The following is a 13,125-nucleotide window of genomic DNA, read 5'->3' as shown; positions in this document are numbered from 1 at the left end:
GCTTCCGAAATTAAAAATCGAGCAGCTTTTCTTCGAGTTGTTCAGCACTGCTTCGCAGTTTATCGAGAAAACGGAGTTTGCGCACAGTGTCTGCCGCCACGTCCCAGGTCTCGTTGTTCAGTTGCTCCACCATCTGCTGATGGCGGGTATCGAACATGCCCTTTACGCGCGTGATAAAGCTTTCCAGACGCGCTTCGTCTTTAGCCTGTTCAATTTCATCCAGCTCTTCGCGTAGCTCCAGCTGTTCCATCAGAAAGGCGGTGTCGCGCACGGTATGCTGTTCGCTCGCCAGATCGAAACCGTGGAGCGAGAGCAGATATTCTGCACGCGCCAGCGGATGACGCAGCGTTTGCCAGGCCTGGTTGATGGTTGCGGAGTGTGATACCGCGGCCAGCTGCTCTGCCTGCGTCCCGCTGGCGAATTTATCCGGATGGTACTGACGCTGGAGATCCTGAAAACGGACCGTCAGCGCCTGGAGATCGATCGGGTATTGAGCGGGTAGTCCGAAGAGAGTGAAGTAATCCATAACAATCTCAGGGGTAGCCTGTTAGAACAAACCCCACGCGTAGCAAAGCCACGGTGGGGTTTCGGATGACGCGCGGTTAAACGTGGAAGCTTTCGCCGCAACCACACTCGTCTTTAACGTTCGGGTTCGTGAATTTGAACCCTTCGTTCAGGCCTTCTTTTACGAAGTCCAGCTGAGTGCCGTTGAGAAATTGCAGGCTTTTGCCATCGACCACCACCTTCACGCCTTTGTCTTCAAACACGGTGTCATCAGACGCCGGTTCGTCAACAAACTCCAGTACGTAAGCCATACCAGAACAGCCGGAGGTACGTACGCCCAGTCGCAGGCCAAAGCCTTTACCACGGTTCGCCAGAAAAGAGCTTACTCGCGCGGCAGCGCTGTCGCTAAGGGTAATCGACATACTCAAACCTCAATTATTTTGCTTCACGTTTGCTTTTGTAATCCGCAATGGCGGCTTTGATCGCGTCTTCTGCCAGAATTGAGCAGTGAATTTTCACCGGCGGCAGTTCGAGTTCTTCAGCAATATCCGTGTTCTTGATTGCCTGTGCTTCGTCCAGAGACTTGCCCTTCACCCATTCGGTGACCAGGGAGCTGGAGGCGATAGCTGAACCGCAGCCGTAGGTCTTGAAGCGCGCGTCTTCAATGATACCTTCATTGTTGACTTTAATCTGCAACTTCATCACGTCGCCACACGCTGGCGCGCCAACCATGCCGCTACCGACAGATTCATCGCTGTTGTCAAAAGAGCCAACGTTGCGCGGGTTCTCGTAATGATCGATAACTTTTTCGCTGTATGCCATGATTGAATTCTCCTTATGTACCGATTAGTGATGTGACCATTCAATGCTGTTCAGATCCACGCCCTGCTTGAACATTTCCCACAGTGGAGAAAGGTCGCGCAGACGGCCGATGGAGTTACGAACCAGCTTGATGGTGTAGTCAATCTCTTCTTCGGTAGTAAAACGACCTAAAGAGAAACGGATAGAGCTGTGTGCCAGCTCGTCAGTCATGCCCAGCGCACGCAGCACGTAGGATGGCTCAAGGCTTGCAGACGTACAGGCAGAACCGGAAGAAACGGCCAGGTCTTTCAGCGCCATGATCAGCGACTCGCCTTCAACATAGTTGAAGCTGACGTTGAGGATGTTTGGTGCGCCCTGCTCGAGATCGCCGTTCAGATACACTTCTTCCATATCTTTCACGCCGTCCCACAGACGGTTACGCAGCGTACGCAGGCGTGCCATCTCGGTTTCCATCTCTTCTTTCGCGATGCGATACGCTTCGCCCATGCCCACGATCTGGTGAACAGGCAGCGTACCGGAACGCATGCCGCGCTCGTGACCGCCGCCGTGCATCTGTGCTTCGATGCGGATACGTGGCTTACGACGAACGTACAGCGCGCCAATACCTTTCGGTCCATAAATTTTGTGACCGGAGAAGGACATCAGGTCCACTTTCAGCTGGCTCAGGTCGATAGGCAGTTTGCCCACGCTCTGGGTCGCATCCACGTGGTAGATGATGCCGCGCGCACGGCACATTTCGCCGATGGTTGCGATGTCCTGCACAACGCCGATTTCGTTGTTAACGTGCATGATGGAAACCAGAATGGTGTCATCGCGCATCGCCGCTTCGAGCTCTTTCAGGTCGATGATCCCGTTGCTCTGCGGCGCCAGGTAAGTCACTTCGAACCCTTCACGCTCCAGCTGACGGCAGGTGTCCAGCACGGCTTTGTGTTCGGTTTTGCTGGTGATGATGTGCTTGCCTTTTTTCTGATAAAAGTTGGCTGCACCTTTGATCGCCAGGTTGTCGGATTCGGTCGCACCGGAGGTGAAAACAATTTCACGTGGGTCGGCACCGACCAGGTCAGCAATCTGATTACGGGCGATATCTACCGCCTCTTCAGCATGCCAGCCAAAACGGTGTGAACGGGAAGCTGGGTTACCAAAGTTTCCGTCCAGGGTCAGACACTGCATCATTTTCTCGGCAACACGCGGGTCCACCGGCGTGGTTGCGGAGTAATCGAGATAAATCGGTAATTTCATTGCTCTATAAACTCCGTACATCGCTTCAATGCAAGGAATCAGGCAACCGGCTGGATGTACGACCGAGTACACGGGGCGAGCTAACGCCCCGGCCTGATTCTGAAATACTTATCTTTTTATTACGCGCGCAGTTTAACGTCGATGGCGTCCTGCGAACGGGTGCTGCGCTGTGAATCCTGACTATGCTGACGACCAGAGACATCCAGAACTTCCTGGTTATTAACCAGTTCACCCAGGGTGATGTTATTCAGGAAGCCGGTCAGACGGTCGCTCAGATCGCGCCACAGCGCGTGGGTCAGGCATTTATCGCCGCCCTGACAGCCGCCTTTACCCTGGCAACGGGTCGCGTCAACGGATTCGTCAACCGCGCTAATCACTTCGCCAACCGCAATACTGCCCGCGTCTTTACCCAGCAGATAACCGCCGCCCGGGCCACGAACGCTGGACACCAGTCCATTTTTACGCAGTCTGGAGAACAGCTGTTCCAGGTAAGAGAGGGAGATCCCTTGTCGTTCAGAAATATCAGCCAACGGAACCGGGCCCGCTTCGGAGTTGAGCGCAACGTCCAGCATCGCGGTCACGGCATAACGCCCTTTAGATGTCAGTCTCATGTCTTACTTAACCTCAAACTCGCCCCTGCCCGGGGTTTTTTATTGTAAAATGGGGGTATTGCATAGCAGGGCCAAGTCTGACATTCCTGACTAAATTGGTCAACTATTTACTTGACTGTTTTAGTCAGGTATTTAACCTTCTGTGCCGTATTTTTTGCCCGGCGGCGCTGCGCTTGCACGGGCCTACGGGCTTTGTAGGCCGGGTAAGCGCAGCGCCACCCGGCGAACAGACGACACTATTCCTTATTCTTCTGCTCAATCGACGCCAGAATCCCGCGCAGGATATTCAGCTCCTGGCTTTCCGGGCGCGCGCGGGTGAACATACGGCGCAGCTTGTTCATCACCTGACCCGGGTGGCCTTCACGGATAAAGCCGGTTGAGAGCAGCGTCTGCTCCAGATGACCGTAGAAGCGCTCGAGGTCGTCCACCAGCGGGTAGGCCGTCTCTTCTTTAGGTTCCACCGGTTTCTCCTGCGTCGCCAGCCATGCCATGCGCACTTCGTAGGCGATCACCTGCACCGCCATCGCCAGATTCAGCGAGCTGTATTCCGGGTTGGCGGCAATCGCCACGTGATAGTGGCACTTCTGTAATTCCTCGTTGGTCAGGCCAACGCGTTCACGGCCAAACACCAGTGCAACCGGCGCCTGTTCCGCTTCTGAGATGCTTTTCAGGCCGCATTCGCGCGGGTCCAGCATCGGCCAGGGCAGCGTACGGGAGCGCGCGCTGGTGCCCACCACCAGGCTGCAACCGGCCAGGGCTTCATCCAGGGTGTCCACGATCTGCGCATTCCCGATCACGTCGCTGGCGCCGGCCGCCAGAGCAATAGCCTGAGAGTCTGGTTTCACCAGCGGATTCACCAGCCACAGGTTCGTTAAGCCCATGGTTTTCATAGCGCGGGCCACAGAGCCCATGTTGCCGGTGTGCGATGTTTCAACCAGCACGATTCGAATGTTTTGCAGCATAATTTTTAGAGGTCTGGATTCAGTGTCTGAAGAATATTCGGGCATATTATCATAAACGAGAGACATAATCCGATCCCGCTGCTATACTCTGCGCCGATTTTCCTGTTCTTTAACATCCAGTGAGAGAGACCGATGCATCCGATGCTGACCATCGCCGTGCGCGCAGCGCGCAAGGCGGGTAATGTAATTGCCAAACACTACGAAACCCCAGACTCCGTAGAAACCAGCCAGAAAGGCAGCAATGATTTCGTGACGAACGTCGATAAAGCCGCAGAAGCGATTATTATCGAAACGATCCGCAAATCTTACCCGCAGCACACCATCATCACCGAAGAAAGCGGTGAACATGAAGGTACCGATCAGGATGTTCAATGGGTTATCGATCCACTGGATGGCACCACCAACTTCGTCAAACGCCTTCCACACTTCTCTGTGTCTATCGCAGTACGCATCAAAGGCCGTACTGAAGTCGCTGTTGTTTACGATCCAATGCGTAACGAACTGTTCACCGCGACCCGCGGTCAGGGCGCGCAGCTGAACGGCTACCGTCTGCGTTGCAGCAATGCACGCGATCTGGACGGCACGATTCTGGCGACCGGCTTCCCGTTCAAGGCGAAGCAGCACGCAACCACTTATATGAATATCCTGGGCAAGCTGTTCACCGAATGCGCGGACTTCCGTCGCACTGGCTCTGCTGCACTGGATCTGGCCTACGTGGCGACCGGCCGCGTTGACGGTTACTTCGAGCTGTCTCTGAAGCCGTGGGACTTTGCAGCGGGCGAGCTGATCGCACGTGAAGCTGGCGCGATTGTTTGCGACTTCACCGGCGGCCATAACTATATGTCTACCGGCAACATCGTTGCTGGTAACCCGCGCGTTGTTAAAGCCATGCTGGCAAACATGCGTGATGAACTGAGCGATGCGCTGAAGCGTTAATTCAGTCTGTTAAGCCCGGTGGCGCTACGTTTACCGGGCTTACAACACGCCTCAGGTACGGCTAGAAAGGCCGCAACCCCCTTCCCACCGGCACCGCGCTCATCCACATCGTGACCGCAGCTACCAGCAGAATCACCCCGCCCGCCAGCGCCAGCGTCGTCCAGCCAACCTGTCGCCACAATACCGGCGTTTTATTGCCGCTGAGTTTTACCGCCAGCTGACGGAAGCTGTGTACCAGCAACGCTAAAGACGAAATGGTGAGAGACGTTCCTGCCGCCATCGCCAGCGCGGACAGCATGCCCCAGCCAAACACGCCAATAACCTTACTGAACAGCAGAACCATGATCGCACCCGAGCACGGACGCATCCCCATTGAGAGAACAATCATCAGGCGCGCACGCCAGTCGTCACCGTTCTGTAATTGCTCCTGCGTCGGCAGGTGCTGATGCCCGCACCCGCAGTTTTCATGGTGAACGTGATGCGGCGTAAAGGCTTTGAATTTTGGTTTTCGCAGCAACGCGCGCAATTTTTTCAGCGCCCGCCAGCAGAGGATCAGCCCCAGCACGCCTACCAGCGCGTAACTCCCCTTTTCCAGCCAGAAGCTGCTCATATGCAGCTGGCGGGCCGGCAGCTGTAGCAGCGAAAGGACGACCACGACCAGCGCAATCGCCACACCGCCCTGAAGTAAAGAGGATGCCAGCGTCAGGCCGATACTCGATTTCAGCTTCGATGGATGCGTGGCAAGCCAGGTCGTGATAACGATTTTGCCGTGCCCCGGTCCCAGGGCATGCAGCACGCCATAGATAAAGCTGAACGCCAGAAGAGCGCCGCCCGCTTTGGTGGGATTTTCCGCCACGGCCTTCAGCAGACCGCTCATCTGCTGATTAACTTCCCGCTGCCAGAGGATGCTTTTCAACATCACCTGCGGCCATGCCTGCCACAGCCAGAGCGCGCCGCCAACCGCTAACAACAAAAAAAGCGCCAGAGGCCAGAGGTGCAGCCAGCGACGCGGCTTACTGACGGGAGAGGAGATCACTGACATTGTAACGTCACCTCCTGCGCAAACTGTTTACCTAACTCCATGTCTTCAGGGGGCGCATCGTCTTTATCAAGAGAAACGGCAAAGTTCAGCATCTCTTCGCTGGGTTTCGGGGTGTGCACGGCAATTTTGCAGCTTTTTTGCAGCGCGTCCGGCAGCCGTACGTCGCTGTCATTGTCATAGCGCATGTCGACATAGTAGGTTGGGTCAAACGTGGAAAACGTGTACTTCTGCCCGGCCAGCGGTTGAGGGTGCGCCAGCGGAAGGATAAAGGTCAGCACCGCCTGATGACCGTCGCGGGTCATGCCGTACTCCGTGGGACGGTTGAGAAATTTCACCTTTTGTCCGTTGTGCCAGAACTCGGTGAAGTAGTGCTGACCCAGCACGTTGGCCATCACTTCCGCCGCCAGCTTTTTCCAGATCTCATCGCCGGGCTTTGCGTTTCCGGCATCGTACAGCAGGTCGGCGGAGGTGATTTCATCCATCGTCCAGCGCATTTTCAGGCCGCTGAGCTGCGTGCCGTCCGTCACCAGTTCGGTTTTCAGGCTGATAAAACTGTGAGGATGTGCGCCGGCGGCAAAAGTGAAAACCGCCAAAAATAACGCTACCGCGCTTTGTTTAACTATTTGCATCTGTTCCTCACGTCAAAAATTCTGTGATGTTCGCCAGCAATCCTGAGTGAAAGGCCTGCCGGTGCGCTTTTCAGCGCCCATCCTTTAGCTATTCTTATCAAACATTCACACTGGATACCCGACAGATGATGACGACGCTTGAAATTCCATCTGTGCTTTCCAGTTCGCAGCGCCGCTGCCAGGTGCTTTTGATGCTTTACCTGCCCGATGCTGCCATCACCGCACAGAGCATAATCGCTGCCAACGGCGTGGACGACGTCATGGCACGGCAAGATATAGCCGAGACGCGCGATGAAATCCAGCGCTATCATCGGCTTGATATCGTCACGCACCATGATGGCTGCTACCGAATTGAGGGTTCCGCCCTGAATCAACGTTTGTGCCTGCTGCACTGGCTGCGCAGGGCGCTTCGGCTGTGTCCACATTTTGTCGCCCAACAGTTTACCCCTGCCTTAAAAACCGCGCTTAAACAGCACGGCATTGCCCGCCCGCTTTACGACGATGCTAACCTTCGGGCGCTTATCAACTTTTGCGCGCGCAAGCTTCAGCGCCAGTTTGAGTCCCGCGACGTACAGTTTTTACAGCTTTATCTGCAATATTGTCTGATTCAGCATCATCTGGGCAATACGCCAGAGTTTTCGCCCGTTCAGCGCAGCTGGACGCAGTCCCGAGGGGAATACTTTACGGCGCAGGAAATTGTCCGCCACTGGAAACGGCGCGTCCCTCAGGGAACGCACAGCGATGAACAGCTGTTCCTGGCGCTGCTGTTTATGATGCTTCGCACACCCGACCCGGTGATGGATAAACACCAGCAGGATCAGCGCCTGCGTCGCGCCATCGTGCGCATGATTGCCCGTTTCCGGGCGCAAACCGGGATGAACTTCAGCGATGAGCAAGGGCTGACCGATCAGCTTTATATTCATCTGGCTCAGGCGCTGGACCGCTCCTTATTTGACATCGGCATCGACAACAGTCTGCCGGAAGAGATCCACCGTTTATATCCCCGGCTGCTGCGCACCACTAAAGAGGCGCTGTTTGAGCTGGAAGCCGAATTTGGTCTGCGATTCTCCGGTGAAGAGATGGCTCTGGTAGCGGTGATTTTTGGTGCCTGGCTGATGCAGGAGACCGACCTGCATGAAAAACAGGTGGTCCTGTTAACGGGGGAAGATAAAGCCTGTGAAGCGTTAATTGAGCAGCAGCTTCGCGAGCTGACGCTGCTGCCGCTCAATATTCGTTATCTTAGCCTGGAGGCGTTTAAGAAGGAGGGCGCCCCCCGCGAGGCGGCGCTGGTCATTACGCCTTATCCAACCGCCCTGCCGCTGTTCTCGCCGCCGCTCATTCATGCCGTTGAGACCCTGAACACGCAGCAGCAGGAACATATTCGCGTTATGCTCGAATCGTAGTTACGTGCGAGCCGCGACTTTAGGGCGGATGACGATGGCCGGTAAAGCGACCAGCGCCATCACCCAGAACACACCGTGCCCCAGGTGCTGATAGAGGAAACCGGCAAATACGGTCATCACCGCAATACTGCCACCCATCGCCACCGCTGAATAGACCGCCTGAAGACGAATAACGTCCCCACCCTCTCGCGCCGCGATGTAGCGCATCGCCGCCAGATGGCAGACGGTGAAGGTTCCGCAGTGCAGAATTTGCGCCACAATCAGCCACGGCAGCTCCGTCGTCCAGCCCATGATGCCCCAGCGCGCCACGCCACAAACGGCGGAAAGCAGCAGCAGGTCACGCGCCCCGAAACGACGGAACAGTTTTTGGCTCAGCGCGAAGATAATGACCTCCGCCACCACGCCGAGCGACCACAGGTAGCCTACCGCAGAAGCCGAGTAACCCGCCCCCTGCCAGTAGATGGCGCTGAAGCCGTAATAGGCCGCATGCGCCCCCTGAAGCAGACAGACGCAGGCCAGGAAACGCCAGCTTTGCGCCACCAGCGAGCGCCAGGCGGGCCAGCCGGCGCTCTCCTGATGGCGGCTTTCGCCCTGCGGCATCACCGACGGACGCAGCAACATACCGAGCAGCATCGAGGCGATGCCGAGCGTTAGCAGCGCCAGAATGGCACGATAGTCATAGAGGCTGACCAGTTTCCCGACCAGCGCAGAGCCGATCACGAAGGCAATCGATCCCCACAGGCGCACGCGGCCATAGTCCATGGTGATCTGCTTTTGCCAGGTGTTCGCCAGGGCATCCGTCAGCGGCACCAGCGGGGAGAAGAACAGATTAAAACCAACCATTACCACCATCAGCCAGGCAAACTGGTGGCTGACCCAGAAGCAGGCCGCAAAGACCAGCGTCAGCAGGGCCAGAATTCGCACCGCTTTAATCAGTAAGGAGGGATCGCTGACGCGGGGCGCAATCAGCAGGCTACCCAGGAAACGTGCCACCAGCCCCGCGCCCAGCAGGATGCCAATGGTCTCAGGCGTCAGACCAATTCCCTTGAGCCAGACGCTCCAGAAAGGCAGAAAAATACCGTAGCTAAAGAAGTAGGTAAAGTAGCTGAGCGCCAGCCAGCGTGTGGAATGCAAGACCATGAATCCCTCCCGAAATGGAGGCGATAGTCTGGCGTTAATCCCTGACTTTAGCAAGTCGTTAGCGCGCTATAAATTAACGATAAATTAACATTATGGACAGCCGGTCGGCGTATGGCGAGAGCGGCAAAATTGTATTACGTTTAAAGAACATCGCCTGAAGAGGTCGTTTGTCATGAACAGCTTACGTTATTTCGATTTCGGCTCCTCTCGTTCTCTCCTGCTTTTAATTGCCCGCATTGCTATCGTGGTCCTGTTTATTATTTTCGGTTATCCCAAGCTGACGGGGTTTAGCGGCACCGTTCAGTACATGACGTCGCTCGGCGCCCCCATGCCCATGCTGGCCGCCATTATTGCGGTGGTGATGGAAGTTCCCGCCGCGATTCTGATCGTGCTGGGCTTTTTCACCCGCCCCCTCGCGGTGATCTTTGTCTTCTATACGCTGGGAACGGCGGTGATTGGTCACCACTACTGGGATATGACGGGCGATGCGGTTCTGCCAAATATGATTAACTTCTACAAAAATGTGAGTATCGCTGGCGCCTTTATTTTGCTGGCGATTACCGGGCCGGGGGCCATCTCCCTTGACCGACGTTAGCCCATAAAAAAAGGCCGTATGAGCGGCCTTTTTCAGTTCTGCGACGCAGAGAATTATGCGTAAACCGGGAAGCGTGCGCAGATGTCCAGCACTTTACCTTTAACGCGCTCGATAACCGCGTCGTCATTGATGTTGTCCAGAACGTCACACATCCAGCCCGCCAGCTCTTTCACTTCCGCTTCTTTAAAGCCACGGCGAGTTACGGCCGGAGAACCGATACGGATACCGGAGGTCACGAACGGGCTCTTCGGATCGTTTGGTACGCTGTTTTTGTTGACGGTGATGTTGGCGCGGCCGAGGGCAGCGTCAGCTTCTTTACCGGTCAGGTTCTTATCAACCAGGTCCAGCAGGAACAGGTGGTTTTCAGTACCGCCGGACACCACTTTGTAGCCACGGTTCAGGAACACTTCCACCATCGCTTTGGCGTTTTTAGCAACCTGCTGCTGGTAAACCTTGAACTCTGGCTCCATCGCTTCTTTCAGCGCGACGGCTTTCGCGGCGATAACGTGCATCAGCGGGCCGCCCTGGGCGCTTGGGAACACGGCGGAGTTCAGTTTTTTATACAGCTCTTCGTCACCGCCTTTCGCCAGGATCAGGCCACCGCGTGGACCTGCAAGGGTTTTGTGGGTGGTGGTGGTCACAACGTGCGCATGTGGAACCGGGTTCGGGTAAACGCCTGCCGCAATCAGACCGGCAACGTGCGCCATGTCGACGAACAGGTACGCGCCGATGCTGTCCGCGATTTCACGCATTTTTGCCCAGTCAACGATGCCGGAGTAAGCAGAGAAGCCACCGATGATCATCTTCGGCTTGTGCTCTTTGGCCTGCTTCGCCATGTCTTCGTAGTCAATTTTGCCGGACTCATCAATACCGTAAGGGATGATGTTGTACAGTTTGCCGGAGAAGTTAACCGGGGAGCCGTGAGTCAGGTGGCCGCCCTGCGCCAGGTTCATACCCAGAACGGTATCGCCCGGCTGCAACAGCGCTGTGTAAACAGCGAAGTTAGCCTGAGAGCCAGAGTGCGGCTGGACGTTCGCGTAGTCAGCGCCAAAGAGTTCTTTCGCACGGTCAATCGCCAGCTGCTCAACGATATCAACGTATTCGCAACCGCCGTAGTAGCGCTTGCCCGGATAACCTTCAGCATATTTGTTGGTCAGCTGAGAACCCTGCGCCTGCATTACGCGCGGGCTGGTGTAGTTTTCGGAGGCGATCAGTTCGATGTGCTCTTCCTGACGTACTTTTTCCTGCTCCATAGCCTGCCACAGTTCGGCATCATAATCGGCAATGTTCATTTCACGCTTTAACATCCGCATCTCCTGACTCAGCTAACAAGTAAATTTTTGGCCTGAAAAGGCAGTCCTGTTGGACGACGGGCAACAGTATAACTGAATAGTTCTGCGATAACAGGTCTTGACAAACGATTTTACGCAAACGTTTACCTCCACGCCACGCAAGGGTTTGAGCAATAAAGCTCTCGCCATTTTCAACGGATTTCTTTTCAGCTTTGTGATGCATATTTTTCACGATGCAAAGAACCATTTACATTGCAGGGGTATTTTTATAAGATGCATATAAAATACATCATTAAAGTAACATCAGAAGGAAGCTGCTATGCTCGACGCCCAAACCATCGCTACCGTAAAAGCCACAATCCCCCTGCTGGTTGAAACGGGTCCTAAACTGACCGCCCATTTCTACGATCGCATGTTCGCGCATAACCCGGAGCTCAAAGAGATTTTCAACATGAGCAACCAGCGTAACGGCGATCAGCGCGAAGCGCTGTTTAACGCTATTGCCGCCTATGCCAGCAACATCGAAAATCTGCCGGCTCTTCTGCCTGCGGTGGAAAAAATCGCCCAGAAGCACACCAGCTTCCAGATCAAACCTGAGCAGTACAACATCGTCGGCAGTCACCTGCTGGCAACTCTGGACGAAATGTTCAGCCCGGGCCAGGAAGTGCTGGATGCCTGGGGTAAGGCCTATGGCGTACTGGCAAACGTATTCATCAACCGTGAAGCGCAGATCTACAGCGAAAACGCCAGCAAGAATGGCGGCTGGGAAGGCACGCGCGCCTTCCGCATCGTTGAGAAAACCCCGCGCAGCGCACTGATCACCAGCTTTGAATTTGAGCCTGTGGACGGTCAGCCGGTTGCCGATTACCAGCCGGGCCAGTATCTGGGCGTCTGGCTGAAGCCTGAAGGCTTCCCGCACCAGGAGATTCGCCAGTACTCCCTGACCCGCAAGCCAGACGGCAAAGGCTATCGCATTGCGGTTAAACGTGAGGAAGGCGGTCAGGTATCCAACTGGCTGCATAACGAAGCCAGCGTGGGCGACGTGGTCCATCTGGCGGCACCGGCGGGCGACTTCTTTATGGCCGTTGAAACGAATACCCCGGTGACGCTGATCTCCGCAGGCGTGGGTCAGACGCCTATGCTGGCGATGCTGGATACGCTGGCGAAAGCAAACCACAGCGCGCAGGTTAACTGGTTCCACGCGGCGGAGAACGGTGATGTGCACGCCTTCGCGGACGAAGTGAAAGCGCTGGGAGCGGGTCTGCCACACTTTACCGCTCATACCTGGTATCGTTTACCCACGGAAGCCGACCGCGCAGCGGCTCGTTTCGACAGCGAAGGTCTGATGAACTTAGGGCAGCATGAAGGGGCGTTCAGCGCACCGGGGATGCAGTTCTACGTTTGTGGGCCGGTAGCGTTTATGCAGTATGCCGCGAAGCAGCTGGTTGAGCTGGGCGTGAATAAAGACAACATTCATTACGAATGTTTCGGCCCGCATAAAGTGCTGTAATGCAAAAAGCCCCTCAACGAGGGGCTTTTTTTCGCCGGGTGGCGGCTGCGCCTTACCCGGCCTACCAAATCTTTTTTAAATCGCCGCGTCGTCTTCTTCGCCAGTACGGATACGGATCACGCGCGCCACGTCAAAGACGAAGATTTTCCCGTCGCCAATTTTGCCGGTCTGCGCCGTGCGGATGATGGTGTCCACACAGGTATCGACGATATCATCGCTCACCACGATCTCGATTTTCACTTTCGGCAGAAAGTCCACCATGTACTCTGCGCCACGGTATAGCTCGGTGTGGCCCTTCTGACGACCAAAACCTTTCACTTCAGTTACGGTCATCCCGGTGATGCCGACTTCTGCCAGCGCTTCACGTACATCATCCAGTTTGAAAGGTTTAATAATCGCATCAATCTTTTTCATGGTGGGTCCTTAAACTCTTGCCAGTA

The 13,125-nt window shown here is 55.5% G+C and carries 15 protein-coding genes; 4 read left to right on the top strand and 11 right to left on the bottom strand.

Annotation, left to right across the window (positions count from 1 at the left end):
- Positions 1-10 precede the first annotated feature (10 nt).
- The 6 genes from hscB to trmJ form a co-directional block, all read right to left on the bottom strand.
- Complete coding sequence (gene hscB / locus RHN82_RS16195; protein ID WP_003860657.1) at positions 11-526, bottom strand: co-chaperone HscB; 516 nt, start codon at positions 524-526, stop codon at positions 11-13.
- 76 nt (positions 527-602) lie between these two features.
- Positions 603-926 carry an iron-sulfur cluster assembly protein IscA gene (gene iscA, locus RHN82_RS16190; RefSeq protein WP_003860659.1) on the bottom strand — a complete coding sequence of 108 codons (324 nt, stop codon included), beginning with the start codon at positions 924-926 and terminating at the stop codon, positions 603-605.
- 13 nt (positions 927-939) lie between these two features.
- Entirely contained in the window at positions 940-1,326 is a 387-nt protein-coding gene (gene iscU / locus RHN82_RS16185; RefSeq protein ID WP_003860661.1) for a Fe-S cluster assembly scaffold IscU, read from the bottom strand.
- Positions 1,327-1,350: 24 nt separating this feature from the next.
- The gene (gene iscS, locus RHN82_RS16180) at positions 1,351-2,565 is read right to left on the bottom strand and encodes a cysteine desulfurase (RefSeq protein ID WP_003860663.1); all 1,215 of its coding nucleotides are present in this window, start codon (positions 2,563-2,565) and stop codon (positions 1,351-1,353) included.
- 119 nt (positions 2,566-2,684) lie between these two features.
- Positions 2,685-3,176 (bottom strand): Fe-S cluster assembly transcriptional regulator IscR, encoded by a 492-nt coding sequence (iscR, locus tag RHN82_RS16175; protein ID WP_022649018.1) that lies wholly within the window; start codon positions 3,174-3,176, stop codon positions 2,685-2,687.
- A 236-nt stretch (positions 3,177-3,412) separates the two neighbouring features.
- A complete protein-coding gene (trmJ, locus tag RHN82_RS16170; protein WP_015572157.1) occupies positions 3,413-4,138 on the bottom strand; it encodes a tRNA (cytosine(32)/uridine(32)-2'-O)-methyltransferase TrmJ in 726 nt (241 codons plus the stop codon).
- 132 nt (positions 4,139-4,270) lie between these two features.
- Between trmJ and suhB the strand changes: the two genes are divergently transcribed.
- On the top strand, positions 4,271-5,074 hold the full coding sequence (suhB, locus tag RHN82_RS16165) for an inositol-1-monophosphatase (protein WP_003860668.1): 804 nt from the start codon (positions 4,271-4,273) through the stop codon (positions 5,072-5,074).
- A 61-nt stretch (positions 5,075-5,135) separates the two neighbouring features.
- On the opposite strand, the gene RHN82_RS16160 is transcribed toward suhB, so the two are convergent.
- Positions 5,136-6,116: a nickel/cobalt transporter gene (locus RHN82_RS16160; RefSeq protein ID WP_047050317.1), complete on the bottom strand. Its 981-nt coding sequence runs from the start codon at positions 6,114-6,116 to the stop codon at positions 5,136-5,138.
- Positions 6,107-6,745: a DUF1007 family protein gene (locus RHN82_RS16155; protein WP_047050318.1), complete on the bottom strand. Its 639-nt coding sequence runs from the start codon at positions 6,743-6,745 to the stop codon at positions 6,107-6,109. Before RHN82_RS16155 ends, RHN82_RS16160 begins: the two co-directional genes overlap by 10 nt.
- 125 nt (positions 6,746-6,870) lie before the next feature.
- On the opposite strand from RHN82_RS16155, the gene csiE reads away from it, so the two are divergent.
- Complete coding sequence (csiE, locus tag RHN82_RS16150) at positions 6,871-8,148, top strand: stationary phase inducible protein CsiE (protein ID WP_023295156.1); 1,278 nt, start codon at positions 6,871-6,873, stop codon at positions 8,146-8,148.
- Here the strand turns inward: csiE and RHN82_RS16145 are convergent, their stop codons facing one another.
- On the bottom strand, positions 8,149-9,288 hold the full coding sequence (locus RHN82_RS16145; RefSeq protein WP_003860673.1) for a 3-phenylpropionate MFS transporter: 1,140 nt from the start codon (positions 9,286-9,288) through the stop codon (positions 8,149-8,151). It lies immediately after the preceding gene.
- Positions 9,289-9,460: 172 nt separating this feature from the next.
- Here RHN82_RS16145 and RHN82_RS16140 point away from each other — a divergent pair, with 172 nt between their 5' ends.
- Entirely contained in the window at positions 9,461-9,883 is a 423-nt protein-coding gene (locus RHN82_RS16140; RefSeq protein WP_003860675.1) for a DoxX family protein, read from the top strand.
- Positions 9,884-9,936: 53 nt separating this feature from the next.
- Here RHN82_RS16140 and glyA read toward each other — a convergent pair whose 3' ends face one another.
- Positions 9,937-11,190 (bottom strand): serine hydroxymethyltransferase, encoded by a 1,254-nt coding sequence (gene glyA / locus RHN82_RS16135; protein ID WP_003860678.1) that lies wholly within the window; start codon positions 11,188-11,190, stop codon positions 9,937-9,939.
- A gap of 304 nt (positions 11,191-11,494) precedes the next feature.
- Here glyA and hmpA point away from each other — a divergent pair, with 304 nt between their 5' ends.
- Positions 11,495-12,685 carry an NO-inducible flavohemoprotein gene (gene hmpA, locus RHN82_RS16130; RefSeq protein ID WP_047050321.1) on the top strand — a complete coding sequence of 397 codons (1,191 nt, stop codon included), beginning with the start codon at positions 11,495-11,497 and terminating at the stop codon, positions 12,683-12,685.
- A gap of 75 nt (positions 12,686-12,760) precedes the next feature.
- Here the strand turns inward: hmpA and glnB are convergent, their stop codons facing one another.
- Positions 12,761-13,099 carry a nitrogen regulatory protein P-II gene (glnB, locus tag RHN82_RS16125; protein ID WP_003860685.1) on the bottom strand — a complete coding sequence of 113 codons (339 nt, stop codon included), beginning with the start codon at positions 13,097-13,099 and terminating at the stop codon, positions 12,761-12,763.
- Positions 13,100-13,125: the final 26 nt, after the last annotated feature.

Origin of the sequence: Enterobacter cloacae complex sp. EB5 (assembly GCF_031432835.1) — a bacterium.
In the GTDB taxonomy this organism is placed as follows: Bacteria; Pseudomonadota; Gammaproteobacteria; order Enterobacterales; family Enterobacteriaceae; genus Enterobacter; species Enterobacter hormaechei_C.
Note: the sequence above shows the minus strand (reverse complement) of the source record. Positions and strands in the feature narration are given on the sequence as shown.

Coding starts and splice junctions, on each gene's coding strand:
- hscB (WP_003860657.1), bottom strand. CDS start 526: ATGGATTACTTCACTCTCTTCGGACTACCCGCTCAATACCCGATCGAT.
- iscA (WP_003860659.1), bottom strand. CDS start 926: ATGTCGATTACCCTTAGCGACAGCGCTGCCGCGCGAGTAAGCTCTTTT.
- iscU (WP_003860661.1), bottom strand. CDS start 1,326: ATGGCATACAGCGAAAAAGTTATCGATCATTACGAGAACCCGCGCAAC.
- iscS (WP_003860663.1), bottom strand. CDS start 2,565: ATGAAATTACCGATTTATCTCGATTACTCCGCAACCACGCCGGTGGAC.
- iscR (WP_022649018.1), bottom strand. CDS start 3,176: ATGAGACTGACATCTAAAGGGCGTTATGCCGTGACCGCGATGCTGGAC.
- trmJ (WP_015572157.1), bottom strand. CDS start 4,138: ATGCTGCAAAACATTCGAATCGTGCTGGTTGAAACATCGCACACCGGC.
- suhB (WP_003860668.1), top strand. CDS start 4,271: ATGCATCCGATGCTGACCATCGCCGTGCGCGCAGCGCGCAAGGCGGGT.
- RHN82_RS16160 (WP_047050317.1), bottom strand. CDS start 6,116: ATGTCAGTGATCTCCTCTCCCGTCAGTAAGCCGCGTCGCTGGCTGCAC.
- RHN82_RS16155 (WP_047050318.1), bottom strand. CDS start 6,745: ATGCAAATAGTTAAACAAAGCGCGGTAGCGTTATTTTTGGCGGTTTTC.
- csiE (WP_023295156.1), top strand. CDS start 6,871: ATGATGACGACGCTTGAAATTCCATCTGTGCTTTCCAGTTCGCAGCGC.
- RHN82_RS16145 (WP_003860673.1), bottom strand. CDS start 9,288: ATGGTCTTGCATTCCACACGCTGGCTGGCGCTCAGCTACTTTACCTAC.
- RHN82_RS16140 (WP_003860675.1), top strand. CDS start 9,461: ATGAACAGCTTACGTTATTTCGATTTCGGCTCCTCTCGTTCTCTCCTG.
- glyA (WP_003860678.1), bottom strand. CDS start 11,190: ATGTTAAAGCGTGAAATGAACATTGCCGATTATGATGCCGAACTGTGG.
- hmpA (WP_047050321.1), top strand. CDS start 11,495: ATGCTCGACGCCCAAACCATCGCTACCGTAAAAGCCACAATCCCCCTG.
- glnB (WP_003860685.1), bottom strand. CDS start 13,099: ATGAAAAAGATTGATGCGATTATTAAACCTTTCAAACTGGATGATGTA.